Annotated in this window: 26 protein-coding genes and 2 tRNA genes; 14 read left to right on the forward strand and 14 right to left on the reverse strand. The window is 59.0% G+C overall.

Going from position 1 to position 22,999, the window contains the following annotated elements; translation table 11 throughout:
- Positions 1–21: 21 nt before the first annotated feature.
- The gene (locus EV700_RS10080) at positions 22–1,248 is read right to left on the reverse strand and encodes a nucleoside recognition domain-containing protein (RefSeq protein ID WP_130413325.1); all 1,227 of its coding nucleotides are present in this window, start codon (positions 1,246–1,248) and stop codon (positions 22–24) included.
- A 370-nt stretch (positions 1,249–1,618) separates the two neighbouring features.
- On the opposite strand from EV700_RS10080, the gene EV700_RS17225 reads away from it, so the two are divergent.
- The gene (locus EV700_RS17225; RefSeq protein WP_207224634.1) at positions 1,619–2,353 is read left to right on the forward strand and encodes a lytic transglycosylase domain-containing protein; all 735 of its coding nucleotides are present in this window, start codon (positions 1,619–1,621) and stop codon (positions 2,351–2,353) included.
- A gap of 54 nt (positions 2,354–2,407) precedes the next feature.
- Here the strand turns inward: EV700_RS17225 and EV700_RS10090 are convergent, their stop codons facing one another.
- The 4 genes from EV700_RS10090 to moaC all read right to left on the reverse strand — a co-directional run bounded on the left by EV700_RS10090 (position 2,408) and on the right by moaC (position 4,446).
- Positions 2,408–3,187, reverse strand: coding sequence for a ParA family protein (locus EV700_RS10090; RefSeq protein WP_130413327.1), 780 nt, complete (start codon positions 3,185–3,187; stop codon positions 2,408–2,410).
- 90 nt (positions 3,188–3,277) lie between these two features.
- Positions 3,278–3,727: a molybdenum cofactor biosynthesis protein MoaE gene (locus EV700_RS10095; protein ID WP_130413329.1), complete on the reverse strand. Its 450-nt coding sequence runs from the start codon at positions 3,725–3,727 to the stop codon at positions 3,278–3,280.
- A 3-nt stretch (positions 3,728–3,730) separates the two neighbouring features.
- Positions 3,731–3,982, reverse strand: coding sequence for a molybdopterin converting factor subunit 1 (gene moaD, locus EV700_RS10100; RefSeq protein WP_130413331.1), 252 nt, complete (start codon positions 3,980–3,982; stop codon positions 3,731–3,733).
- Positions 3,979–4,446 carry a cyclic pyranopterin monophosphate synthase MoaC gene (moaC, locus tag EV700_RS10105; protein ID WP_130413333.1) on the reverse strand — a complete coding sequence of 156 codons (468 nt, stop codon included), beginning with the start codon at positions 4,444–4,446 and terminating at the stop codon, positions 3,979–3,981. The genes moaD and moaC overlap by 4 nt, the downstream gene beginning before the upstream one ends.
- A gap of 70 nt (positions 4,447–4,516) precedes the next feature.
- Here moaC and EV700_RS10110 point away from each other — a divergent pair, with 70 nt between their 5' ends.
- The 8 genes from EV700_RS10110 to EV700_RS10145 all read left to right on the forward strand — a co-directional run bounded on the left by EV700_RS10110 (position 4,517) and on the right by EV700_RS10145 (position 11,767).
- Complete coding sequence (locus EV700_RS10110) at positions 4,517–5,008, forward strand: NUDIX hydrolase (RefSeq protein ID WP_130413335.1); 492 nt, start codon at positions 4,517–4,519, stop codon at positions 5,006–5,008.
- Between the two features lie 63 nt (positions 5,009–5,071).
- Entirely contained in the window at positions 5,072–6,169 is a 1,098-nt protein-coding gene (mnmA, locus tag EV700_RS10115) for a tRNA 2-thiouridine(34) synthase MnmA (RefSeq protein ID WP_130413337.1), read from the forward strand.
- Complete coding sequence (locus EV700_RS10120; protein WP_130413339.1) at positions 6,166–6,834, forward strand: lysogenization protein HflD; 669 nt, start codon at positions 6,166–6,168, stop codon at positions 6,832–6,834. Before mnmA ends, EV700_RS10120 begins: the two co-directional genes overlap by 4 nt.
- Positions 6,835–6,906: 72 nt before the next feature.
- Positions 6,907–8,274, forward strand: a complete 1,368-nt coding sequence (gene purB, locus EV700_RS10125) for an adenylosuccinate lyase (RefSeq protein WP_130413670.1) — start codon at positions 6,907–6,909, stop codon at positions 8,272–8,274.
- The gene (locus EV700_RS10130) at positions 8,274–9,050 is read left to right on the forward strand and encodes a DNA polymerase beta superfamily protein (protein ID WP_130413341.1); all 777 of its coding nucleotides are present in this window, start codon (positions 8,274–8,276) and stop codon (positions 9,048–9,050) included. The genes purB and EV700_RS10130 overlap by 1 nt, the downstream gene beginning before the upstream one ends.
- A gap of 57 nt (positions 9,051–9,107) precedes the next feature.
- Positions 9,108–10,301, forward strand: coding sequence for a ribosomal protein uL16 3-hydroxylase (locus EV700_RS10135; RefSeq protein WP_130413343.1), 1,194 nt, complete (start codon positions 9,108–9,110; stop codon positions 10,299–10,301).
- Entirely contained in the window at positions 10,291–10,968 is a 678-nt protein-coding gene (locus tag EV700_RS10140; protein WP_130413344.1) for a DUF7931 domain-containing protein, read from the forward strand. Before EV700_RS10135 ends, EV700_RS10140 begins: the two co-directional genes overlap by 11 nt.
- A 55-nt stretch (positions 10,969–11,023) precedes the next feature.
- Positions 11,024–11,767 carry an enoyl-CoA hydratase/isomerase family protein gene (locus EV700_RS10145; RefSeq protein WP_130413346.1) on the forward strand — a complete coding sequence of 248 codons (744 nt, stop codon included), beginning with the start codon at positions 11,024–11,026 and terminating at the stop codon, positions 11,765–11,767.
- A gap of 71 nt (positions 11,768–11,838) precedes the next feature.
- On the opposite strand, the gene EV700_RS10150 is transcribed toward EV700_RS10145, so the two are convergent.
- The 9 genes from EV700_RS10150 to EV700_RS10190 all read right to left on the reverse strand — a co-directional run bounded on the left by EV700_RS10150 (position 11,839) and on the right by EV700_RS10190 (position 18,380).
- Positions 11,839–12,405: a TetR/AcrR family transcriptional regulator gene (locus tag EV700_RS10150; RefSeq protein WP_130413348.1), complete on the reverse strand. Its 567-nt coding sequence runs from the start codon at positions 12,403–12,405 to the stop codon at positions 11,839–11,841.
- 202 nt (positions 12,406–12,607) lie between these two features.
- Positions 12,608–12,697 (reverse strand) — tRNA-Ser (locus tag EV700_RS10155).
- Between the two features lie 75 nt (positions 12,698–12,772).
- The gene (gene purC / locus EV700_RS10160) at positions 12,773–13,489 is read right to left on the reverse strand and encodes a phosphoribosylaminoimidazolesuccinocarboxamide synthase (protein ID WP_130413350.1); all 717 of its coding nucleotides are present in this window, start codon (positions 13,487–13,489) and stop codon (positions 12,773–12,775) included.
- 42 nt (positions 13,490–13,531) lie between these two features.
- Positions 13,532–14,149, reverse strand: coding sequence for an outer membrane protein assembly factor BamC (gene bamC / locus EV700_RS10165; protein WP_130413351.1), 618 nt, complete (start codon positions 14,147–14,149; stop codon positions 13,532–13,534).
- Entirely contained in the window at positions 14,149–15,024 is an 876-nt protein-coding gene (dapA, locus tag EV700_RS10170; protein ID WP_130413353.1) for a 4-hydroxy-tetrahydrodipicolinate synthase, read from the reverse strand. The genes bamC and dapA overlap by 1 nt, the downstream gene beginning before the upstream one ends.
- A 145-nt stretch (positions 15,025–15,169) precedes the next feature.
- Positions 15,170–15,245, reverse strand: a tRNA-Gly gene (locus EV700_RS10175).
- 50 nt (positions 15,246–15,295) lie between these two features.
- Positions 15,296–15,862, reverse strand: a complete 567-nt coding sequence (gene pgsA / locus EV700_RS10180) for a CDP-diacylglycerol--glycerol-3-phosphate 3-phosphatidyltransferase (protein ID WP_278044907.1) — start codon at positions 15,860–15,862, stop codon at positions 15,296–15,298.
- Positions 15,863–15,891: 29 nt separating this feature from the next.
- A complete protein-coding gene (gene uvrC, locus EV700_RS10185; protein ID WP_130413355.1) occupies positions 15,892–17,709 on the reverse strand; it encodes an excinuclease ABC subunit UvrC in 1,818 nt (605 codons plus the stop codon).
- A gap of 32 nt (positions 17,710–17,741) precedes the next feature.
- Positions 17,742–18,380, reverse strand: a complete 639-nt coding sequence (locus EV700_RS10190; RefSeq protein ID WP_130413357.1) for a response regulator — start codon at positions 18,378–18,380, stop codon at positions 17,742–17,744.
- A gap of 338 nt (positions 18,381–18,718) precedes the next feature.
- Here EV700_RS10190 and pbpG point away from each other — a divergent pair, with 338 nt between their 5' ends.
- From pbpG to xseB, 5 genes are all read left to right on the forward strand, one after another.
- Positions 18,719–19,939 (forward strand): D-alanyl-D-alanine endopeptidase, encoded by a 1,221-nt coding sequence (gene pbpG, locus EV700_RS10195; RefSeq protein ID WP_130413359.1) that lies wholly within the window; start codon positions 18,719–18,721, stop codon positions 19,937–19,939.
- Between the two features lie 59 nt (positions 19,940–19,998).
- Entirely contained in the window at positions 19,999–20,544 is a 546-nt protein-coding gene (locus EV700_RS10200) for a YecA/YgfB family protein (RefSeq protein WP_165391419.1), read from the forward strand.
- An 82-nt stretch (positions 20,545–20,626) separates the two neighbouring features.
- Positions 20,627–21,097 carry a DUF1289 domain-containing protein gene (locus tag EV700_RS10205; RefSeq protein WP_130413363.1) on the forward strand — a complete coding sequence of 157 codons (471 nt, stop codon included), beginning with the start codon at positions 20,627–20,629 and terminating at the stop codon, positions 21,095–21,097.
- Positions 21,098–21,177: 80 nt separating this feature from the next.
- Complete coding sequence (xseA, locus tag EV700_RS10210) at positions 21,178–22,770, forward strand: exodeoxyribonuclease VII large subunit (RefSeq protein ID WP_130413365.1); 1,593 nt, start codon at positions 21,178–21,180, stop codon at positions 22,768–22,770.
- The gene (gene xseB / locus EV700_RS10215; protein ID WP_130413367.1) at positions 22,767–22,994 is read left to right on the forward strand and encodes an exodeoxyribonuclease VII small subunit; all 228 of its coding nucleotides are present in this window, start codon (positions 22,767–22,769) and stop codon (positions 22,992–22,994) included. Before xseA ends, xseB begins: the two co-directional genes overlap by 4 nt.
- Positions 22,995–22,999 lie beyond the last annotated feature (5 nt).

The following is a 22,999-nucleotide window of genomic DNA, read 5'->3' on the forward strand; positions in this document are numbered from 1 at the left end:
TTGCGGACGGGTAGCCGTTTTTTAGGTATAGAACCAGTATGCCACCAGAATGGCGGCTGCAACACTGGCGGCATCGGACAACAGGCCGCAGGCCAGCGCCTGTCGCTCATGGCGGATGCCGACCGAGCCGAAATAGACGGCCAGGACATAGAAGGTGGTTTCGCTCGATCCCTGGACAATGGCCGCTACGCGCGCCGGAAAGGAGTCCACGCCATACGTCTGCATGGTTTCGATCATCATCGCCCGCGCGCCGCTGCCCGAGAAGGATTTCATCAGCGCGGTCGGCAAGGCCGGAACAAAGTCGGTATTCATGCCAAGCCAGGCCAGGCCGCCGGCCACGCCGTGCAGCAAGGCGTCCAGAATGCCGCTGGCGCGGAACATGGCTATCGCCACCAGCATCGCCACCATGAACGGAATCAGGTTAACGGCAACCTCAAAGCCCTGCTTGGCGCCGGTAATGAAAGAATCGTACAACGGCACCTGCTTTCGCCAGCCCGCCAGCAGGAACAGCACGATGACGCCGAAAATGGCCAGATTGCCGATCAGCGAGGAACGCGCGCCCAATGCTTCCGGCGGCAGGCCGATAACCAGGCTCACCATGCCCGCCATCAGGGCCAGGAAGGCCGCCAGGTAGGCGAAGACAACCCTGTCCCACAGCTTGAGCTTTTGCACCCAGGCAACGGCCAGCAGGCCCGTCAGCGTGCCGACGCTGGTGGCCATTAGGATCGGCAGGAACACGCTGGCGGGATCGGGCGCGCCCATCTGGGCGCGGTACACGAAGACGCTGACCGGAATCAGTGTGACCGAAGAAGTATTCAGAACCAGGAAGAGCACCTGGGCGTTGGTGGCGGTATCGGGATCGGGGTTCAACGACTGCAGATCCCGCATCGCCTTCAGGCCCATCGGCGTGGCGGCGTTGTCCAGGCCCAGCATGTTGGCGGCCATGTTCAGGGTAACCGAGCCGATGGCCGGATGCCCCGGCGGCACCTCCGGCATCAAACGCCGGAACAACGGCGCCAGTACCCAGGCCAGGCGGTCGGTCAGGCCGCTCTTTTCGGCAATCTGGAACAGGCCCAGCCAGAAACACAGCACGCCGGTCAGGCCCAGCGCGATTTCCACGGCGGATTTCGCTGTTTTGAAGCTGGCTTCCACGGCGGCGGCCAGGACTTCCGGATGTCCCATGATGGCTTGCCACAGGCAGGATGCAAACGCCAGCAGGAAAAATGCGGGCCAGACGCGATTAAGCATGATCAACTCCCCCAAAGGCGGCAAGTGAAACGCAAATGCCCGAAAAGCTCAAGGTTGTGGATAAGTTGACGTCCTGCGACTTTTCCACAAAATTTGTGGATAACCTTGTGGACAAGCTGGGGATAACTGGGTGGGAAAGCAGGGTTCACAAGGCTTTGACTTAGATTGATCAAAAAATGATCACATGTAAAAACAGCAATAAAATCAATAAGATATTTTTTTCAATAGTGTCACAATCATTTTTTTTCCCGAAAGTTGAACCATCGGCTTGACATGAACCCCGTCAACAAAGGTGCTTGTGGATATGTTTAAAAAAGATACTGATTTTGAGCGTTTGCTGTGGAAATAATCGCATATCCGGATTGATTGAATGTCTTGTCATCAACCCGCTGACTCGTTCAAAATAGACCAAAACAAGCATCCGGCAGATAACAAACAAATGAGGCGATTTCCGGTTTACATTGGCCTGATTCTTTTTTCAGCTTCGGCGGCCGAAGCGGGCAATGTTTACAAGTTCAAGGACGAAAACGGCAACGTTTTATTCACAAATGTGGTGGATAACCGCACACGTCCGCGTGGTGAAGATTTCCGTCATTATACCCAACTGGAAAAGGTCACCTGGTACGCTGATACCAATGTACATTCGTATCATAATTGGGGACGCGACGAGTTCGCTGTCCGGCCCAGTTTCAGCAAGTTCAAGGATGCCTTTGACGGTCTGATTGCCGAGGCGGCTTCCGCCTATGGTGTCGATAAGGGATTGGTGAAGGCGGTCATTCATACCGAATCCGGTTTTAATCCCAACGCCAAATCCGGCCCTGGCGCGCGCGGACTCATGCAACTGATGCCAGCCACCGCCCGCCGCTTTGATGTCGCCGACTCCTACGATCCGAAACAGAATATCCACGGCGGCACGAAGTACCTGGGTTACCTGATTGACCGCTTCAAGAATCTGGAGCTTGCTTTGGCGGCTTATAATGCCGGTGAGGGCAATGTCGACAAGTACGGCGGTATACCGCCTTTTGCGGAAACACAGGATTATGTCAGACGGGTAATGAGCCGCTACCGTAAACTGTACGGTGGTGAGACACTGTCCATGAATTGAAGGCGGCAGGCTGACATCGGGGCGCGTAATGCGCCCCGATGTCATTCAGGGGCTTCAGGGGGCGCTTAACTCGCCGAACAAGGCGACAAACTCTTCGGTCAGCTTGTGACGGGGGTTCAGGTGCACCAGCGGCAGGCTCTTCTGGTGTGATTCCCGCATCAGCACCGAGGATGACAGGTGGGTTTTGAGGATCGGCAGACCTTCCGAGCGTAATTCCTCCACCAGTTGCACCGGCAAGGTGGCGCGCGGCTGGAACTGGTTGACGATAATCCCCTCCACCTCCAGTTCGGTATTGTGATCGGCGCGGGTTTCGCCAACATTCTCCAGCAAGGTATACAGCGCCCGGCGCGAAAAGGCGTCGCAGTCGAAGGGAATCAGGCAGCGCTGGGCGGCAATCAGGGCGGACAGGGTATAGAAATTGAACGCCGGCGGAGTATCAATAAAGATGTTGTCATACTGACGGTGGATTTCCTTCAGCGCGCCGGCCAGTTTGTAGATCTTGTGCTTGCTCTGCAGCAGGTGCTCGATTTCGCCCAGCTCGGGATTCGACGGAATCACATGCAGATTCTCAAAACGTGTCGGATGCACATATTCCGAGAGCGGCTTGTCGCGTCCGGTCAGTTTCAGGGTTTGCGCGAAAAACTGGCCGATATTGGGCTGCAGTTCCGGCGAGGCTTCGGCGCTTTCCCCCAGCAGGTATTGGGTGGCGTTGCACTGCGGATCCAGGTCCAGCACCAGGGTTTTATAGCCCTGTCCGGCGCTGATGGCCGCCAGGTTCACGGTGATGCTGGATTTACCGACGCCGCCTTTCTGATTGAAAATAACCCGCCGCATGGCCGTCCTCGCTTTTAATTTCCGGAATCTCGGGAGGACGATATTCTAGCGGGCTAACGCTTCGCGGCAAAACGATTTTCAAGGAATTGTCTAGGTCTGATTCCACCGCTCCAGCGCGGCTTCGTCGGAGGATTTTGATTCGACCCAGAATCCTTCGCCATCCACATATTCCTTCTTCCAGAACGGCGCCCGGGACTTCAGGAAATCCATAATGAAGGCGGCCGCGTCAAAGGCGGCATGGCGGTGGGCGCTGGAAACCGCGACCATGACAATCTGCTCGCCGGCGGCCAGATAACCGATACGGTGGATGACGCGAACTCCCAGTATCGGCCATCGTTTCCCGGCCTGTTCAATAATCGCCTGCAGCGATTTCTCGGTCATGGCCGGATAATGTTCCAGCTCGATGGCGGTCACCGCGCCGTGACTGGCCATGTCTCGGACCAGTCCGGTAAAACTGACCACGGCCCCGGTTTGGCTGTTTCCCTGCAAGGCGCGAATCTCGGCCCCGGTATCGAAATCGGCGGTCTGGATGGAAATCATGATTCAGCCCCCGGTCACCGGTGGAAACAGCGCGACTTCGTCGCCATCGTGGATCAGGCTGTCCACGGTGGCCATGTCCTGATTGATCGCCACCATGATACCGCGCGGACAGTCAAAGATTTCCTGCCACGCTCCGCCCCGCCCGGCCAGTTGCGACATCAGTGCTGAAACGGTCGTGGGCTGTTCCAGCGGCAGAGACTCTTCCGCAACACCCAGCTTTTCCCGGAAACGGGCAAAAAAACACAGTTTGATCATGCTTGCCACACTCCGGATTTGCCGCCTTCCTTGCGCAGCAGGCGGACGTTTTCAATCACCATGCCCTTGTCGACAGCCTTGCACATGTCGTACAGGGTGAGTGCGGCCACGGAAGCCGCCGTCAGCGCCTCCATTTCCACTCCGGTCTGGCCGATCAGGCGACAGGTTGTGGTCACGCACACGGCGTCCGGGGCTTCGGCCTCAAGGTCGACCTTCACGGAGGACAACGATAAAGGATGGCACAGGGGAATCAGCTCCCAGGTGCGCTTGGCGGCCTGGATGCCCGCGATGCGCGCCACGGCGAACACATCCCCCTTGGCGTGGCGGCCTTCAACAATCATGGCCAGGGTTTCTGGGCGCATGCGGATGCGGGCTTCGGCAATGGCTTCGCGAACGGTGTGGGATTTATCGCCCACATCCACCATGCGCGCAGCACCTTTTTCATCAAGATGGGTCAGTCCCATGAAAATATCCTGTCAGGGTTTTGGTGTAGAATACCGCCATTGCAGGTAATCGTCATTGATGAGGTGTCATATGGCATGGCAGTCACGGGTCACTGTCGCGGTGGTGGTTGAGCGCGAAGGCCGTTTCCTGCTTGTGGAAGAGGATGCCGAGAACTGGGACAAGCCGGTTTTCAACCAACCCGCCGGTCATGTGGAAAAGGGAGAAACCCTGGTCGAGGCCGCCCGCCGCGAGGCGCTGGAGGAAACCGGCTGGGATGTCGAGATTACCGGCCTGCTCGGCTTCTATACCTATACCCCGCCCCATGCCGTGGATGACTTCACGTATTATCGGGTCTGCTTCATCGCGCGCCCGGTGCATCATTACAACCAACCGCTGGATGAAGGTATCATTCGCGCGGTCTGGATGACGGTGGAGGAACTGGAGGCCGGCGGTCATGCCCGCAGCCCGCTGGTCCCCCGCTGTTTGCGTGACTTCCTGGCGGGCAAGCGTTATCCGCTGGATTTGATCTATGAGCATCCGGTCACTGCCGCCGCAGTCCCTGACACGGTCGCGACCGCCTGAGTCACGTTTCTTCCTTATCTGTCCTATGCCGGATTTCAAGTCCGGTCTGCTACGGTTTTGCTTATGTCCGCCAGTTCCACCAAAGTCATCGTCGGCATGTCCGGCGGGGTTGATTCCTCGGTTTCCGCCTATTTGCTGATGCAGCAGGGCTATCAGGTCGAAGGCCTGTTCATGAAGAACTGGGAAGAAGATGACGGTACGGAATATTGCACCGCCAAGGAAGATCTGGCCGATGCGCAAGCCGTGTGCGACCGGCTGGGCATCAGGCTGCACACCGCCAACTTCGCGGCGGAATACTGGGACCGCGTCTTTGAGCACTTTCTGGCGGAATATCAGGCCGGACGCACGCCGAACCCGGACATCCTGTGCAACAAGGAAATCAAGTTCAAGGCCTTCCTGGATTATGCCGTGGTGCTGGGCGCGGACTTCATTGCTACCGGCCACTACACCCGTCACAGTGCCGATACCGACTGCGCGCAGCTGTTGAAGGGTCTGGACGACAACAAGGACCAGAGTTACTTCCTGCACGCCGTCAGCGGCCGCCAGATTGCCCGCACCCTGTTCCCGGTGGGGGAACTGCCCAAGCCGGAAGTGCGCCGCATTGCCGCCGAGCAGGGCTTCATCAATCACGCCAAGAAGGACTCCACCGGCATCTGCTTTATCGGCGAGCGCCGTTTCCGCGACTTCCTGCAACAATACCTGCCCGCCCGTCCCGGTGACATTGTCACGGACGAAGGTGTGAAAATCGGCGAACATCTCGGCCTGATGTACTACACGCTCGGCCAGCGTCAGGGCATTGGCATTGGCGGCGTGAAGCATGCTCCGGAAGCGCCGTGGTTCGTGGTGGACAAGGATCTGGATAGCAACCGGCTGGTGATCGGTCAGGGGCATGAACATCCGCTGCTGATGAGCCGTCGCCTGTTCGCGGCCGCGCCGGACTGGGTGGCCGGTGAGCCGCCGCAACTGCCGCACCGCTGCATGGCGAAAACCCGTTACCGCCAGCCTGACCAGCCCTGCGTCATCCATGATGCGGGCGACGGCAAGGTGCGTGTCGAGTTCGATGAGCTGCAACGCGCGGTCACGCCGGGTCAGTCCGTGGTTTTCTATGATGGTGATGTCTGTCTGGGCGGCGGCGTGATCGAACGGACGGAGCGCACATGAAACCGGATCAGGCTTACCGCAACCGTGTGCTGGCGCTGGCCGCCGTTTTCCAGGCTTCCGCGCTGGCTGACGCCCTGGCTTGGGGAGCTACCGTCGACGCCGACGCCCGCAAAGTGCTGCTGGACAGCCTGCTGCGTATCGATTCCGATGATCCGGCGGTCCGGTACGGCGCGATTGCCGGGTTGACCACCGGCCTGCGCACGCTGGAAGAGTCGTTGATGATGGGCGCCGCGCCGGGCAAGGACCGGATGCGCCGCGACAGCCGTCAGGCCGACCGTCTGCGTTATGCCCTCGGGCTGACCCAGATCGAACGCAAGCTGGCGGGCAACCCCGAGATGCTGACCTCGACCCGCAAGCGCCTGGAACAGGCGAAAGTTCAGATGCCCCATTTCGCCGACGGGATTACCGGCACCGGCATGACCCACAAGCTGGCCGGGATCTATATCGATACGCTGGGCACCTTTTCGCAACGCATCCAGATTCGTGGCAGCGAGCAGCGTCTGCGCACCTCCGGCGTACCCGAGCAGATCCGGGCCGTGCTGCTGGCCGGCGTGCAGGCGGCGGCGTTATGGCACCGCTTGGGCGGTCGACGTTGGCATCTGTTGTTCGCCCGTGGCCGCATTCTCAAGGAGCTGCGCCAAATCATCCTTGATACCCGTGGATAAACGGGTGATGCAGCCCTTCCCCACTTCCATTATCATTCGCGTTTTTCGCCATTCACCCGGAGCCGCCTCATGCTGAGCACCCTCACCGCCCTTTCTCCCGTTGACGGCCGCTATGCCGGCAAGGCCGACAGCCTGCGCCCCTGGTTCAGCGAGTTCGGCCTGATCCGCGCCCGCGTCACCGTGGAAGTGCGCTGGCTGCAACAGCTGAGCCGCCATCCCGGCGTCGTGGAAGTTCCGGCCTTCTCCGCCGAAGCCAATGCCTTCCTCGATGCCCTGGTCGCCGATTTCTCCGAAGCCGACGCCGAGTGGATCAAGACCAAGGAGCGCGTCACCAACCACGACGTCAAGGCCGTGGAATACTTCCTCAAGGACAAGGTGGCCGGGATTCCCGAGCTGGCGGCCGTGACCGAATTCATCCACTTCGCCTGCACCTCCGAAGACATCAACAACCTGAGCCACGGCCTGATGCTGAAGGCCGGTCGCGATACGGTGCTGGAACAGATGACGGCCTTGCATGAAGCCATTCGTGGTCTCGCCCATAAATATGCCGACCTGCCGATGCTGTCCCGCACCCACGGCCAGACCGCTTCCCCCACCACGCTCGGCAAGGAAATGGCCAATGTCGCCTACCGCCTGGGCCGTCAGGTCAAGCAGCTGCGCGGCGTGGAAATCCTCGGCAAGATCAACGGCGCGGTCGGCAACTACAACGCCCACCTGTCGGCCTATCCGGACATTGACTGGGCCGCCAACGCCAAGGCCTTTGTCGAGTCGCTGGGGCTGGACTTCAATCCCTACACCACGCAGATCGAACCGCACGATTACATCGCGGAGCTGTTCGATGCCATCCGCCGCTTCAACACCATCCTGATCGACTTCGACCGCGATGTCTGGGGCTACATCTCGCTGGGCTTCTTCAAGCAGCGCCTGAAGGAAGGTGAAGTCGGTTCCTCGACCATGCCGCACAAGGTCAACCCGATCGACTTCGAGAACTCCGAAGGCAACCTCGGTCTGGCCAACGCCATCCTCGCGCACCTGGGCGAAAAGCTGCCGATATCGCGCTGGCAGCGCGACCTTACCGACTCCACCGTGCTGCGTAACCTGGGCGTCGGCCTGGCGCACAGCCTGATTGCCTATGAAGCCGCCCTGAAGGGCATCGGCAAGCTGGAAGTGAACGAAGCCCGTCTGGGCGACGACCTCAACAACGCCTGGGAAGTGCTGGCCGAGCCGATCCAGACCGTGATGCGTCGTTACGGCATTGCCGAACCGTATGAAAAGCTGAAGGCTTTCACGCGCGGCAAGGTGATCACCGCCGCTGACATTCAGGCCTTCCTCGACAGCCCGGAAATGGCCGTGCTGCCGGAGTCCGCCCGTGCTTCCCTGCGCGCCATGACCCCGGCGACCTACACCGGCAACGCCGCCGCCCAGGCCAAGGCCGTCTGATGGACGAAGCGATCCAGGAGTCCCTCGACCGCCTTGCCCGCGAACATCAGGTCACCATCCTGTGGGCCGGTGAAACCGGCGATCGCGGCCGGGGGACTCCATCGTCGGACAGCGGATATGAGGTCCGCTTCCTTTATGTCCACCCGCCCGCGCATTACCTGCGCGTGTTCGACAAGCGCGATGTGATCGAAGCAACTGCGGAAGACCGGATCACGCTTGTCGGCTGGGACATCAAGAAAGCGCTAGGCATGCTGCGCAAGTCGCATCCCGGCTTGCGGGAGTGGCTGTCCTCGCCCGTGCTCTATCGGCAGCACGAAGCCGGCGTTGCTCCGCTGCGGGCATTGCTGGATGACACCCTGTTGCCCTCCGTGCTCTGCATCCATTACCTGGCCCAGGCCAAGGACTGCATCACCAAGCTGGCCGAGGACCGCGATCTTCGCCTGATGAAATATGTGTCGATGTTCCGCGACCTGCTGGCTTGCCAGTGGGTTGTCAGTCATGGATCGCAACCGCCCCTGTCGCTTTCCCGCCTGCTGGACGAGTTCCTGCCTCGCGGCGATATCCGTGAGCAGCTTGACGAGTTGCTGGCGCTGAAAGCGCAGGTACGCGAAGCGGAAATGATTCCGCCGCAACCCGATCTGGATGAATACCTGCTGCGTCTTTACGGCCAGCTACAGCGCAGTGTTCCGGGCCAGATTCCGGTCGTGGACACGGCGGTTTTCGATCAGGCCTTGTTGCTGACGCTGCAAACGGTCCATCCGGATCTTCACCTGTAACGCCACACGCCGGGGAGGTTATACTGCCGTATCACCTCCAGCCGGAACCTGCCCTACATGACTCCCCGTCTTCCTCTCGCCCACCTGGGCGGCCTGACCGCCGACGAATTCCTGCGTGACTATTGGCAGAAAAAGCCCCTTCTCGTCCGCAACGCTTTCCCGGATATTCCGGCTTTGGTGGGTCGTGATGACCTGATCGAGCTTTCCCAGGAAGAAGGCATCGAGGCGCGGCTGGTGCTGGAAAAAGGCGGCAAATCGCCTTGGGAATTGCGCAAGGGACCGTTCTCCCCCCGGCAGTTCAAACAGTTGCCGAAAACCCACTGGACGCTGCTGGTGCAAGCCGTCGACCACTACTTGCCCGAACTGGCCGCCTATTGGGACGCCTTCCGCTTCATTCCCGGCTGGCGCACCGACGACATCATGATTTCCTACGCGCCCGAGGGCGGCTCCGTCGGACCGCATTACGACCAGTATGATGTCTTTCTGGTGCAGGGTGCTGGTCAGCGACGCTGGCAACTTGGCGCGCAGTGCGACCAGCATTCGCCGCGCCTGGACGGGACGCCGCTGCGCATCCTGCGTGACATGCCGGTGACCTTTGATGAAACGGTCAATCCCGGGGATCTGTTGTATGTGCCTCCCGGACTGGCGCATTACGGGGTTTCCCAGAATGAATGCCTGACTTTTTCCTTTGGCTTCCGTGCGCCCGTCCTCAGTCATGTCCTGGAGCAACTGGTGGATGCCGCTCTGGAGGCTGCGGGCTCGGACCGACTTTACGCCGACCCCGGCCTGCAGCCGCAGGCCAATCCCGGCTGGATCAATCCGGCGCATCTGCAGGCTCTGAAAACCCAGGTTCTGGAGTTGCTGCGAGATCATACCCGCCTGGATACGGTCCTGGCCCCTTTCCTCAGCGAACCCAAGTATCCCGATTACGAACCCGTGGGCGAAGCCATTTCGCCGGACGAATTACTGGATGTCCTGCAAGCAGGCGCCTTGATCTGTCGTGATCCTGCGTCCCGGATGTTGTATCTGGGCGAGGCCGGGCATGCTGACCGGCTGTTTATCAACGGCGAAGCGGTCGAAGACCTCCCGGATGGCCGTTTTGTCGCCCTGCTGGTGGATCATCGGCAACTGGATGAAGCCCACTTGCGCGATTGGCTGGCCGAGACCAATAATCTGACTTGGCTGTGTGAGCAGATTGAGCAAGGCTACTGGTTGATTCTGGGTGAGGGAGAAGAAGAATATGACGAATGAAAACAAGCCGGAGGGGGCTGAGTCCTCGCCGCCAGACAGTAGGGATGAACCTATCCCCTTTGTTCTGGACGGATTGCCCGAGAAGCTGGAAATCCTCAAGGCGCCGGATCTGTTTACTGATGAGGACCATCCGGATCATTCTCCGTCCGTGGATTGGGAGGAAGTGCCGGATTTTACCTTGGGTGAAGATGCGGAACTGATCAAACTCACGTCCATCCGGCAACTGCGCGGCGGCGCCTTGCGTCTGCTGAAGCAGGCTACCCGCGAAATGCTGCTGGTGACACCGGACCTGGAGTTTCCCCGTTTCGATAATGAAGATTTTGTGCTGGCCGTTTCTGAACTGGTCCGCCGCAGTAAATACACGGTCTGCCGGATCCTGGTTGGCGACCCGATCAATGCCATCCGCGAACATCACCGGCTGATTCCCTTGTTGCGGCGGATGTCCAGCCGTATTGAGATCCGTCAGTTGCATGCGGACGATCACGACGCCAAGGAGGCCTGGATGGTGGTGGACAATATTGCGGTGTTGCGCTGTACTGACCGCCAGCCTTGGCAAGGCGGCCTCACGCCACGTTCGGCGGCGGATGCCAAGCGCCTGCGCGAACAATTCCACATTTGGTGGGAACGCGCTGTGCTGATCCCGGATTTCCGCGAGTTTCGAGCCTGAAGCGGCCCGAGACCGCCATCGCGCCGATCCCTCTTTTACCCATGAAGGAAGAACCATGCTGCTTTCCCGCAACTCCCTGACTCTGACCCGCGAGGGTGATGTTTTCCGTATTACCATGACGGATACCGCCAATGACAACACCTTCAGCCACGCAGTGCTGGATGATTGGACGGCCGCGCTGGATCTGGTCAGCCGCAGCGATGGCAATGCCGCGCTGATCATTGGCAGCAACAGTCCCAAGACCTTCAGCACCGGTATCAACCTGGGCTGGATCACCACCCTGCCGACCGCGGAAATCGAGCCGTTTCTGCAACGTTTCGATGAGCTCTTTCTTCGTGTGGCCACCCTGAACCTGCCGACCATTGCCGAGATCAACGGTAATTGCTATGCCGGTGGCGCCATTCTGGCGGCGGCTTGCGATTTCCGGCTGATGCGCGCCGATCGCGGCCGTTTCTGTTATACCGAAGTCAAAATCCGGCTGCCGTTTACCCCCGCGATGCTGGAGGTGGTGCGGTTGCTGCCGAACGCCCAGGCCATGTTTGAGCTGTCGGTGACGGCGGATGCCTGGGGCGGTGAATTGTGCGCGGCCCGTGGCATTGTTGATGCGGCGGTATCAGCGGATGACTTGCCGCTGCTGGCTCAGGAACGGGCCATCCAGTTGGCGGCCAAGGATCGCGCCACGTATACCGCCATCAAACGCGGTATTCGTGATCGGGTCAACCAGCTGGCTGTCGAGCGTGGCCTCAGTGAACCGGCGCAATTGGGTCTGCAACCGGGAGTGAATCCGTTTGCCCGCTAAGCGGTTATGAAAATAAAGAAGCCCGTCATCACACGGGCTTTTATATTGGATTGAACCGCGTTGTCCACCGTTCAAGATTGGGCGGCGACCTTGTCCGTCACCGCCAGCAGCGCGGCAGCCTGCACGGCGCCAAGGATCTCGCCCTGTGTTTCCGGATTCAATACCGCGCGCGCCAGTATCACGCCACCCACCGCCTGGGCCAGCACCGCCCACGCCTGGGTGCGGTCGGTGGTAACGGGCTCCAGCGTATCCGCCAGTTGCTTGAGCAGTTCTTCAAAGCGCTGGCGGGTAGCGTCATCGGCGCGGGCGATTTCCGGTCCCAGGGCGGGAATCGGGCAACCTTCCTCGGGGTGCGCGGCATGTCGGGGGCTGAGATACCATCCCAATACCCGCTGTAATTCCCGACTGCTTTTGCCGCTAAAGGCTTGCAGTGTGCGGGACAGTTCGTGATCAACAATGGCATGCAGCAACTCGGCCTTGGATTTGAACTGGCTGTAAAAAGCGCCGGTGGTGACCCCGGCCGCCGCTGTCAGCGCATCCATGCCGGTGTTGTTGAACCCTTCCTTTTTGGCCAACGCACCGCCAGCCTCGATCAGTCTGGCGCGGGCGGCGGCTTTGTATTCGGGGGGATATCGCATGGTTGGCCTTTGGTCCGTAGCTTAATGGTTCAGGATGATTATAGAATAACTTTCGTTATGATAACGGATGTTGTCGATCAGGATGAAGACGTTGGCACGCACGGCAAAAAATAGGCGGGTTGCTGGCTTTGTGGGTTGTTTTGTGGGTAGGAATTAGAGGCATAAAAAAGCCCATGAATTATCATGGGCTTTTTTATCAATCTGGCGGAGAGGGAGGGATTCGAACCCTCGGTAGACTTGCGCCTACGCCTGATTTCGAGTCAGGTACATTCAACCGCTCTGCCACCTCTCCGGAAGCGCGCACGATACCCGTTTTGATGCGGCCGTTCAAGCCCTGAAAGCGGGTTAGCTCAAGGCTTGTACGATCTCAGGCGTCGAAGTTGATACCGAGGCGATGGCCGACTTCCTCATAAGCCTCAACCACATCGCCCAGCCCCTGACGGAAGCGATCCTTGTCCAGCTTCTTGCGGGTGTCCTTGTCCCAGAGACGGCAGCCGTCCGGAGAGAATTCATCACCCAGCACCACTTCACCGTGGAACAGGCCGAACTCCAGCTTGAAATCGACCAACAGCATGTTGCCGGAAGCAAACAGCCCCTTCAGCACGTCATTGACCTGGAAGGACAGTTCCTTCATCCGCGCCAGCTGCGCCTCGGTAGCCCAGCCGAAGGACTTGACATGGGATTCGTTGACCATCGGGTCACCCAGCGCATCGTTCTTCAGGAACAGCTCGAACGTGGGCGGATTCAGTTCCAGACCCTCGGTAACGCCCAGGCGGCGAACCAAGCTGCCTGCCGCGAAATTACGCACCACGCATTCCACCGGAATCATGGTCATGCGCTTTACCAGCACTTCAGTCGGCGACAGCAGGCGCTCGAAGTGGGAAGTAATCCCGGCTTCCGCCAGCTTGCCCATGATGAAGGCGTTGAAGATATTGTTGACGCGGCCCTTGCGCGCCAGTTGCTCGACTTTCTTGCCGTCAAACGCGGAAGTGTCGTCACGGAAAACCAGTACAAGGTAATCAGGATTATCGGTGGCGAAGACGGATTTGGCCTTGCCGGTGTAAAGCAGTTCTCTTTTTTCCATGATGACGGTCTCAGTCAGGAAGGTTGCGCTCGGGAGCAGCCCTTATCCGGGCCAGCTCTCCAGAAGCCGGGAGAACAGTTGCCTGGCTGTTTCAGCATCGGCAACCGTGTCTTCATTGATTTGCAGGAAAAGCACCATCGTGCCTTCGGTCCGACTCATTTTCAGTTGCAGGTCGGGCGATTTGTCCTGTGCCTGCAGCTTGATGAAGTAAACGCCCAGTGAGCGGTTACGGTCATCCACGCGGACTTTGCTGTTTTCCAGCGCTTTGCCCAAATTATCCCAGACCTGCTCGGCATTACCGTCCACCTGAAGGATCGGCGCGCCGTTGCCATCACTGGCCAGCCGGGGCTTGGCGACGGTGACGGTCGGTTGACCGCCAGCGGTAGGCTCGTTGTCCGAAGCAGGCATGTCCGCAGGGGCCGGAATCAGGAATTTCTGCTTTCGGCCATTGCCTTCAGTGAGGGCGACAGTCGCGCGGGCAGGCGGTAGATCAGGTATCGCATACAGCGGTTGGATATTTCGGGCCGTTGCACCTTCCGGCAAAACCAACGGGGCCAGATTACGGGCTTGCCGGTAGTCCAGAGAGTGTTCCGGCATCAGGCTGCATCCGGTAAGCAGCACGCCTGCGGCCGCCGCCAGGCCAATAAGGAGGCGCGGCATCAAACCAGACCCGCCTGTTGCAATGCGGCGCGGACGATGGGCTGCGAATCTTCGGAAAGCCAGGTCAACGGCAAGCGTATGCCGGAAGGAATCCGGCCCATTTGCTGCAAGGCCCACTTCACCGGAATCGGATTGGATTCGATGAACAGGTTCTGGTGCAGTCCCGTCAGGCGCTCGTTCAACTGGCGAGCCAGATCGGCATTCCCGTCCAGAGCGGCTTCGCAGATGGCGCTCATCAGCTTGGGAGCGACGTTGGCGGTGACCGAGATATTGCCGCGAGCACCCAACAGGATCAGTTCCCACGCGGTGGCGTCATCACCGGAATAAACGGCCATGCGGCTGCCGACCAGAGCGATCAGTTCCTTGCCCCGCTCCAGATTGCCGGTGGCGTCCTTGATGCCGACGATATTGGGCGTGCCCGCCAAACGCGCCACAGTAGCGTTGGTCATATCGACCCCGGTACGGCCGGGAACATTGTAGAGGATCTGGGGAGTATTCACCGCTTCGGCAATGGCGCGATAGTGGCGATACAGTCCTTCCTGGGTCGGCTTGTTGTAATAAGGGGTGACAAGCAGGCAGGCGTCCGCACCGGCATCCTTGGCGGCCTGGGTCAGTTCAATCGCTTCGCGGGTGGAGTTGGCGCCGGTGCCGGCGATGACGGGGATGCGGCCGCTGGCAGTTTCGACCACTGAACGAATCACGGAGCAGTGCTCGGCTACATCCAGGGTCGCGGATTCGCCGGTAGTGCCAACCGCGACAATGGCGTGCGTACCTTCGGCAATGTGCCACTCCACCAGCGATTTCAGTGCGGGCCAGTCAATCGAGCCATCGGGCTGCATGGGAGTGACAAGCGCCACAAGACTGCCGGTAATCATGCCGATTCTCCACTATCACGAAAAGCGATAATGGTAGCCGCAGGCCAGCGGGAAAGACAAGACAAACCGTGTGCCTCCCGCGCCGCGACTACAACAATGCATAAAAGCAAAAAGCCGACTTGTTAAAGTCGGCTTTCGGAAAATCTGGAGCGGGAAACGAGACTCGAACTCGCGACCCCGACCTTGGCAAGGTCGTGCTCTACCAACTGAGCTATTCCCGCGTCATCAGGCCGCCTATTCTAGACGGTTTTTTCTCTTCGTCAATAGTGGTTTACGTTGATTGCTTTAAATCTGGCCAAGCGGCGCGCAGATAGATAATCATCGACCACAGGGTCAGCGCCACGGCAATGAACATCAGTCCGTAACCGATATAGTCGAAGGCGCTTACGCGCATCAGCAGCACGGTGATGGACGCCATCTGCGCGGTGGTTTTCCATTTGCCGATTGACGAAACGGCCACATTAGCGCGCTTGCCGATTTCCGCCATCCACTCGCGCAGCGCGGAAATGGTGATTTCGCGGGAAATGATGACGACGGCGGCGATTACCATCAGCACATGCGGATGCCATTGCACCAGAATGACTAACGCAGCAGCCACCATCAGTTTGTCGGCAACTGGATCGAGGAAGCGGCCGAAGGCGGAGGTCTGGTTCCAGGCGCGGGCCAGATAGCCGTCAAACCAGTCGGTGATGGCGGCGACAAGGAAAACACCGGCCACCAGCATGTTTTGCAGCTCGAACGGGACCGGCCAGTAAGCCAGCAGCACCAGTACAGGAATCAGGGCGACCCGCATCAGGGTAAGGATGTTGGGGACGTTCCACAGGGTCGGGGCTGGCAAGTCTGTTCTCCGCCATCCAGGTTGGACGGTTAGTGTAATGCAGCGTAAATCGTTTCGGCCAGTGCCAATCCGATGCCGGGCACCGCCTGAATGTCACTGATGCCGGCTTTTTCCAGTTCCTGAAGTCCGCCGAAATGATTCAGCAGGTCGCGGCGGCGCTTCGGGCCGAGTCCGGGGATGGATTCCAGCGGCGACTCGCGTCGCTTCTTGTCCCGCTTGGCCCGGTGGCGTGTAATCGCGAAACGGTGGGCTTCATCACGGATGTGCTGGATGACATGCAGTCCCGGGTGATCCGCCGGCAATTGCAGGGGGTCGCGGTCGTCGGCGAAATGAAGTGTTTCCAGTCCCGGCTTGCGCCCTTCCCCCTTGGCCACGCCCACCAGCAACACCGAGTCGATATCCAGCAAATCGAGGACCCGGATTGCCTGGGCCAGTTGGCCCTTGCCTCCGTCGATAAACAGAATGTCAGGCAGGACTGCGTCATCGGCCTTGCGCGAAAAACGCCGGGTCAAGGCCTGTTCCATGGCCGCGTAGTCATCGCCCGGGGTAATGTCCTTGATCAGATATTGACGGTAATCCCGCTTGCGGGGGCCCTCGCTGTCAAAGACAACGCACGACGCTACCATGGCTTCACCCTGTGAGTGGCTGATATCGAAACACTCCATGCGTGCGGGAGGCGTTTCCAAGTCCAGTGCGTCCTGCAAGGCCGCCATGCGGGCGGACAGATGCAAGCGGTTGGCCAATCGTGCTTTCAGGGCTTCTTCCGCATTCAGGTGCGCCAGATCCAGCCAGGCTGCCCGGGTTTCGCGTACGCGGTGGCGTACCTGGATACGCTTGCCATATTGCTGCTGCAAGGCAGCGACAATGACATCCCCTTCCCCGCCCAGATCGCGGTCGGTCAGGATTTCCTCGGGCAGGTCGCGTTCCTGCTGGCAGTAGAAGCCGGCGATGAAATCCGCAAGAACAATGGCGGCCTCTTCTTCGACAGAGTCGGGAAAATAGCTCTTGGTGCCCAGCACACGACCGCCGCGAACAAACATGACAGAGACCGCCAGTCCGCCGGCCTGCTGCGCCAGCGCGAAAATATCGGCCTCGCCTTGTTCGCAATATACGGCCTGGCGCGCCTGAATCTGTTTCAAGGCCGACAGCTGGTCGCGAAACAGAGCGGCCTGTTCGAACTGCCACTCGCTGGAGGCGTTTTCCATGCGTTCAATCAGGCGTTGCTGCAGTTCAGTGTTCCGGCCTTCCAGAAAACGCACGGTATTAATGACATCTTCCGCATAGGCTTCAGGGCTGACCAGTTTGACGCACGGCGCCCGGCAACGCTTGATCTGGTATTGCAGGCAAGGACGGTCGCGGTTCCGGAAGGTATTCTCATCGCATTGACGCACCATGAAAACCCGCTGAAGCAGTTCGAGTGTTTCATATACCGCCTTGGCGCCCGGATATGGACCGAATACCCGCCCGCCTTTTTCATGGCGCCCGCGCCGCCAACCCAACCGCGGATACGGCGAATCCGCGGACAGGAATATGTAGGGATAGGATTTGTCATCCCTGAGCAGGATATTGTAAGGCGGCTTGTGGGTCTTGATCAGGGTTTGTTCAAGCAGCAGCGCCTCGATTTCTGACGACGTTATCGTCAGCTCGATATCGGCTATGCGGGAAACCAGCGCCCGGGTTTTGGGGTGGGTTATGTTTTTGTTGAAATAGGACGAGACCCGTGATTTGAGTGATTTGGCCTTGCCGACGTAGAGGATTTCCGCATCGGCTCCTAGCATGCGGTAAACGCCCGGTTTATGCGGCAAGGTCGCCAGAATGGCGGAGATGCGTTCAGGGAAATCAGACATGGCGGATGATTCGGGCCGGGAACAACATGCGCTTATTTATCGTTCTGAAGGAGGCCGTGCCGCAGCGCCATGAGGGTCAGCTTCACATCGCTGTCGATCCGCAGTTTTTCATAAATACGGGTACGGTAGGTGCTGATGGTTTTCGGGCTGACAAACAGGCTGTCGGCTATTTCCTGATTGCTGTGGCAATTAATGATCATGATCACCACCTGCAGTTCGCGCTCCGACAGGGTGGCAAAAGGCGATCCGGTGCTTTGCAGCGAATTGATGGCGATTTCCTGCGCAATTTCTGGGCTCAGGTAATTCTGTCCGGCAGCCACGCTGCGGATGGCTGAAACCATGTCGGGAAGCGCTGTGCCCTTGGTGACATATCCCGAAGCGCCTGCCTTCATCAGCAGGGATGGCAGCGGTTCTTCATCGCACACGGTTACCGCGAGAATGCGTATGTTGGGATAATTCGTCAGTAGTTTGCGGGTTGCTTCCAATCCGCCGATGCCGGGCATCTGAATATCCATGAGCACCACATCGGGTTTCAGTTCGCGAACCTTGGTCAGGGCGTCTTCGCCGCTTCCGGCTTCGCCTACAACCGTAATGTCACGAACATCGTCCAGCATGCGGGTGATTCCCATGCGAACCAGGTCGTGATCGTCTACGACGAGAACCTTGATCAAGTCTCTACCCCGGAGTGGTTGAAAAATGTGCGTTATGTCACGGCAAAAAACTGGACTTTGCGTATCATAAATGAATTCGAACGCAAAAAAGTAAGGTGCATCCTGCAGCGCTTTAATTTGTACAGATTACTAGCAGGAATTTGATCCTGCGGCAATCGCAACCGTTTGTCAGGAAGTTTGTTACAAAATCTTGTTTTGACCTGTCACACTCTTTGCATAATCACAAAAGTGGTACATGCTTGGTGTTAAGGATGCACCATCGTGCAGCAGATATTATGACTATTCCCGTGGACGGAGTTCCGATCGGGACTCTTTTGTATTTTAAAGGTGCTAAGAAAATGAAAGCACGTTCTACCCTGTGGCAAGCCCTGATAACCGGCGCTCTGGCTGTTTCCCTGTCAGTTTCCGCCCAGGCCGGTGATCATCATGACAAGAACAAAAACCGCAAGCAGTCTGCCGGGGTAGTCCATAAAGACAAGACTGCCGGCAAGAAAGCGGTTGTTTCCAAATCCCATGTCGACCGCAAGCAGGTGGCTCAGGCTCCCGCCAAGCCGCACAGGGTTGCGGCATCCAAGCCCCGGACGAAGGAAGATCGCGAACTCGCCCGCAAGGAGCGCAACCGCGAGAAGCTGGCACGCATTTCCCGGACCGGCAAGCCGGCGCGCGCGGCTCGTGCTTCCGGAAACCGTATTCCGGTTCAAGCGGTGGCGACAGCCGGTAATGTGCTGGCTCCCGCCGTTGTCGCGGCCCCGCAAATCGCCCAGGCCAATGATGCCCGCATCCCGCTGAATCTGGAGTCGCGCGCCGCACTGATCATGAATGCGGAAAACGGTCAGATTCTTTATGCCAAGAATACCAACCGCACCATGCCCATTGCCTCCATCACCAAGCTGATGACCGCCATGGTGGTGCTGGACGCCAAGCTGCCGCTGGATGAGCCGATCACGATTAGCGATGCTGACGTGGATCACCTGCGCAACACATCCTCGCGTCTGGCGGTGGGTACCGTGCTGTCCCGGGCTGAATTGCTGCTGCTGGCGCTGATGTCCTCCGAGAACCGTGCGGCCTCCGCCCTCGCCCGTTCTTATCCGGGCGGTACGCCGGCTGCCGTGGCCGCGATGAATCGCAAGGCCAAGGCGATCGGCATGGAGAACGCCCGTTTCCTGGACAGTTCCGGCCTGAACAGCTCAAACGTGGCCTCCCCCAGCGATCTGGTGAAAATGGTGCAGGCGGCTACCCATTATCCGCTGATCCACCGCTTCACCACCACGGCTGAGCATGCTGTGGCGATTCGCGGCCAGGTTCAGCAGTTCCGTAATACGAACTCGCTGGTGAAGAGTGATGAGTGGGATATCGCCGTTTCCAAGACCGGCTATATTAACGAAGCCGGTCGCTGCCTCGTGATGCAGGCCCGCATCAAGTCCCAGCCGGTTGTCATGGTGCTGATGGATTCCTGGGGCAAATACACCCGCATCGGCGATGCCCAGCGCGTCAAGAAATGGCTGGAATCCGCGTTCTCCGCCAACCGCACCCGTAAAAACCTGCCGCCTTTCGTCTGAAATCCGGCATAATGAAAAGCCCCTCTTGCAGGGGCTTTTTTCTTGGGGGAGACCGCCACATGCACGAACTTTATGCCTTGCCAGACAGCACTCTCGATCGTCTGGCGGATTATCTGGATGGTGACAGCAATGAGCATGGTCTGGATTTTTGCGGCACGCATGGTTTTCTGGCGGCGGTAACCGTCGGACCGAAACGCGAGGCGGATGAGTGGCTGAGCGAGTTGTTTGAAGGTCAGGTTCCCGCAGAATTGGTTGAAGACTTGAAGGCATGGCAAAAAAGCATGCATGCCTGTCTTTATCATGAACAGAATCTGACCCTGCCTTGCGACCTGCAGTTTTCCTCCACCCGTGAAGGCAACGAGCTGACGGACTGGTGTGTCGGTTTCATGGAGGCCATCTTCAGTCAGGAAGAATCCTGGTATGCCCGTGATGAAGATCTGGTAGCGGAACTGACCCTGCCGATGGTAGTCGTCAGCGGACTGATGGAAGATCCCGAGCTGGAACAGATGCGTCGTCAACCCAAGTTGATGATGCAGCTGGTGCGGCAGATTCCGGAAATCCTGACCGAGCTTTATCTGCTGTTCCACGCGCCGCGGAATGTCTGATGGACTGTAGCGTCCCTGTCGCCTCCCGGTCGCCGGGGATGCCGGTTAAGGTGTGTTGGCATTTCTCTGAAAGACTCTCCCCATGAAGGAAGCGCGGCGCTACAACACCCCCTGTATCGGGCAATGTTCCACGGTCTTCGGTGACACGGTTTGCCGGGGTTGCTTGCGCTTTGTCCATGAAATCATCGACTGGAACCGTTACGACGATGACGAAAAATCGGTGGTCTGGCAGCGGCTGGAACAGCTGGTTTCCCGCATTGTGCCTCAATATGTCCAGGTCGACGATCCGCATGCCATCGATAATGCGGTCTTGTTTCACCGACTGCCCTACCGCTCCGGTAACATCTGGCACAACATCTATAACTTGCTGCGGCTGGCCGAACGCCGCAACCTGACGCTGGAGAACTGCGGTTTCCGCTTGCTACCCGGCTATCGCCCTTCTGATATTCAGCAGCACCTCTACAGCCTGGCAGATGCCTTTTACGAGCGTGACTTTGTGCGCGCTACACGCATGGCGGCCGAGCAGCCCGATCTTTTCCAAAACAAGGCGTGAATAGGGCAAGCGCCGTTGCGTCGGTGGGTACGCAGGCGGTATAACCCCATTCAATCCTTTGTCATTGATTGCCGCGAGTCATGGCTGCCCAGCGTACCTACCTTCAGGTTCCCTTCCCCGAAAAAGACCAGGCCAAGGCTCTTGGCGCGCGCTGGGACCCGATGGAGCGCAAATGGTTTGTCCAGGCGGAGGATCTGTCGCCGTTCAAGCGCTGGATGCCCTCGGGAAAATACGCAGCCAGCGCCGAGCCTGTAACAACCCGGCATATTGCCGAACCGCAGTCAGGGTATCGGGTTGAATCGGCCGACGACGCCAAGGGGCTCAGCCTGCTGGATTTCATGCTACTGATCCAGGGTACGGTTGAGGCGGTATTTCCCCAACCGGTATGGGTTCGCGCCGAGATCAACCAGATCAAGGTCAGTCAGGGGCACTGGTTCCTGGAACTGGTGGAGCATGACGCCACGGGCAGCGTGGTGGCATCAACATCCGGGACTTTGTGGAAAGGCAACAGCCACGTGATTCAGCGATTTCGCCAGGAAACCGGCGTTGAACTGGCCGAAGGTATCAAGCTGTTGTTGTCGGTGCAGCCGCGCTTCAATCCCCGCTACGGACTGAAGCTGGACATTCTGGGCATCGACAGCGCCTATACTCTGGGTGACATGGCGGCCAAGCTCAATCGCATCCGGGACACCTTGAAAGCTGAGGGTGTCTATCTGCTGAACAAGCGCCTGCCCCTCCCGATGGATTTTCTCCATCTGGCAATCATCAGTCCGTCCGGGGCCGCCAGTCTGGGGGATTTCCGCGCCGAAGCCGATCGGCTGGCCAGGCTGGGCATCTGCCGCTTCACCTACTATGAGACCGCCTTTCAGGGGGCATCAGCCCCACCGGCGATTGTCCAGGCGATTGCCAGGGCGGTCAGCCTGCATGAGCGCGATCCCGTGGATGCGCTGGTGATCATTCGCGGCGGCGGGTCGGCGGCGGATCTGTTCTGGCTCAATGATGAAGACCTGGCAAGGCAGGTATGCCGTTGTCCCCTGCCGGTAATTACCGGAATCGGCCACGAGCCGGATAATACCATTCTGGATGAGGTCGCCGCCCGCCGATGCGATACCCCTTCCAAGGTGGCGCAGTTGATCCTGACAACCATCCACGATGCCGTGGGGCAAGCGGAAGCTGCCATGCGCGAAATCCGGGAATTGGCCGAACGCCGGATGCGACTGGTGGAACAGGACAGTCGTCATTGGCTGGAAGATATCTCCACACGCGCAGGCCATCTGTTGATGGCCCGGGAACAGCGGGTGCAGCAGGATTACCGGGAAATCCGTCATGCGGCGGGGATGTTGCTGGCGCGTCGTCAGGATCGGCTGGATCACCTGATGCAATCCTGTCGCGATGCCGGTATCCGGCATGCGGAGGCGTCACAGACCGGTCTTGAGCAGCAATGGTCGGCGATTGGCGAGCGGTCGGCGCTGCGGCTGCGTGAGGCCGTAACGTCCTGCGAGCACCTGATGCAGGTCATCCTGGCTTTGGGGCCGGAGAAAACCCTGAAACGAGGTTACGGCATCGTGCGCAGCGGCGATCGTGTACTGACCCATCAGGCGGAGCTTCCGCCGGGAGCCGCCTTTTCAATACAAATGCAGGATGGGCATATCGACGCCCGGAGAACTTCATGAGCAAGGCCAAGACCGCACCCGGTTTCAACGACAACTTTCTGATTCTGCAGCGTAATGCCGAACGCTTGCGCGAAGAGAAGGATCTCGATATCGACAGTCTGGTGCCGCTGGTAGAAGAGTCTGCGCGCGCCTATCAGGTGTGCAAGGCGCGGATCGAAGCGGTCAAGCAGGCGCTGGAAGCGCATCTGCAATCCGGGGACAGCAGTGAAAACATGACAGAATAGTTGAG

It is taken from the genome of Fluviicoccus keumensis (assembly GCF_004217445.1).
GTDB classification, from domain to species: domain Bacteria; phylum Pseudomonadota; class Gammaproteobacteria; order Pseudomonadales; family Moraxellaceae; genus Fluviicoccus; species Fluviicoccus keumensis.

Excerpts from the sequence above, each read along its gene's own strand:
- EV700_RS10080 (WP_130413325.1), bottom strand. The coding sequence starts at position 1,248 with ATGCTTAATCGCGTCTGGCCCGCATTTTTCCTGCTGGCGTTTGCATCC.
- EV700_RS17225 (WP_207224634.1), top strand. The coding sequence starts at position 1,619 with ATGTCTTGTCATCAACCCGCTGACTCGTTCAAAATAGACCAAAACAAG.
- EV700_RS10090 (WP_130413327.1), bottom strand. The coding sequence starts at position 3,187 with ATGCGGCGGGTTATTTTCAATCAGAAAGGCGGCGTCGGTAAATCCAGC.
- EV700_RS10095 (WP_130413329.1), bottom strand. The coding sequence starts at position 3,727 with ATGATTTCCATCCAGACCGCCGATTTCGATACCGGGGCCGAGATTCGC.
- moaD (WP_130413331.1), bottom strand. The coding sequence starts at position 3,982 with ATGATCAAACTGTGTTTTTTTGCCCGTTTCCGGGAAAAGCTGGGTGTT.
- moaC (WP_130413333.1), bottom strand. The coding sequence starts at position 4,446 with ATGGGACTGACCCATCTTGATGAAAAAGGTGCTGCGCGCATGGTGGAT.
- EV700_RS10110 (WP_130413335.1), top strand. The coding sequence starts at position 4,517 with ATGGCATGGCAGTCACGGGTCACTGTCGCGGTGGTGGTTGAGCGCGAA.
- mnmA (WP_130413337.1), top strand. The coding sequence starts at position 5,072 with ATGTCCGCCAGTTCCACCAAAGTCATCGTCGGCATGTCCGGCGGGGTT.
- EV700_RS10120 (WP_130413339.1), top strand. The coding sequence starts at position 6,166 with ATGAAACCGGATCAGGCTTACCGCAACCGTGTGCTGGCGCTGGCCGCC.
- EV700_RS10130 (WP_130413341.1), top strand. The coding sequence starts at position 8,274 with ATGGACGAAGCGATCCAGGAGTCCCTCGACCGCCTTGCCCGCGAACAT.
- EV700_RS10135 (WP_130413343.1), top strand. The coding sequence starts at position 9,108 with ATGACTCCCCGTCTTCCTCTCGCCCACCTGGGCGGCCTGACCGCCGAC.
- EV700_RS10140 (WP_130413344.1), top strand. The coding sequence starts at position 10,291 with ATGACGAATGAAAACAAGCCGGAGGGGGCTGAGTCCTCGCCGCCAGAC.
- EV700_RS10145 (WP_130413346.1), top strand. The coding sequence starts at position 11,024 with ATGCTGCTTTCCCGCAACTCCCTGACTCTGACCCGCGAGGGTGATGTT.
- EV700_RS10150 (WP_130413348.1), bottom strand. The coding sequence starts at position 12,405 with ATGCGATATCCCCCCGAATACAAAGCCGCCGCCCGCGCCAGACTGATC.
- purC (WP_130413350.1), bottom strand. The coding sequence starts at position 13,489 with ATGGAAAAAAGAGAACTGCTTTACACCGGCAAGGCCAAATCCGTCTTC.
- bamC (WP_130413351.1), bottom strand. The coding sequence starts at position 14,149 with ATGCCGCGCCTCCTTATTGGCCTGGCGGCGGCCGCAGGCGTGCTGCTT.
- dapA (WP_130413353.1), bottom strand. The coding sequence starts at position 15,024 with ATGATTACCGGCAGTCTTGTGGCGCTTGTCACTCCCATGCAGCCCGAT.
- uvrC (WP_130413355.1), bottom strand. The coding sequence starts at position 17,709 with ATGTCTGATTTCCCTGAACGCATCTCCGCCATTCTGGCGACCTTGCCG.
- pbpG (WP_130413359.1), top strand. The coding sequence starts at position 18,719 with ATGAAAGCACGTTCTACCCTGTGGCAAGCCCTGATAACCGGCGCTCTG.
- EV700_RS10200 (WP_165391419.1), top strand. The coding sequence starts at position 19,999 with ATGCACGAACTTTATGCCTTGCCAGACAGCACTCTCGATCGTCTGGCG.
- EV700_RS10205 (WP_130413363.1), top strand. The coding sequence starts at position 20,627 with ATGAAGGAAGCGCGGCGCTACAACACCCCCTGTATCGGGCAATGTTCC.
- xseA (WP_130413365.1), top strand. The coding sequence starts at position 21,178 with ATGGCTGCCCAGCGTACCTACCTTCAGGTTCCCTTCCCCGAAAAAGAC.
- xseB (WP_130413367.1), top strand. The coding sequence starts at position 22,767 with ATGAGCAAGGCCAAGACCGCACCCGGTTTCAACGACAACTTTCTGATT.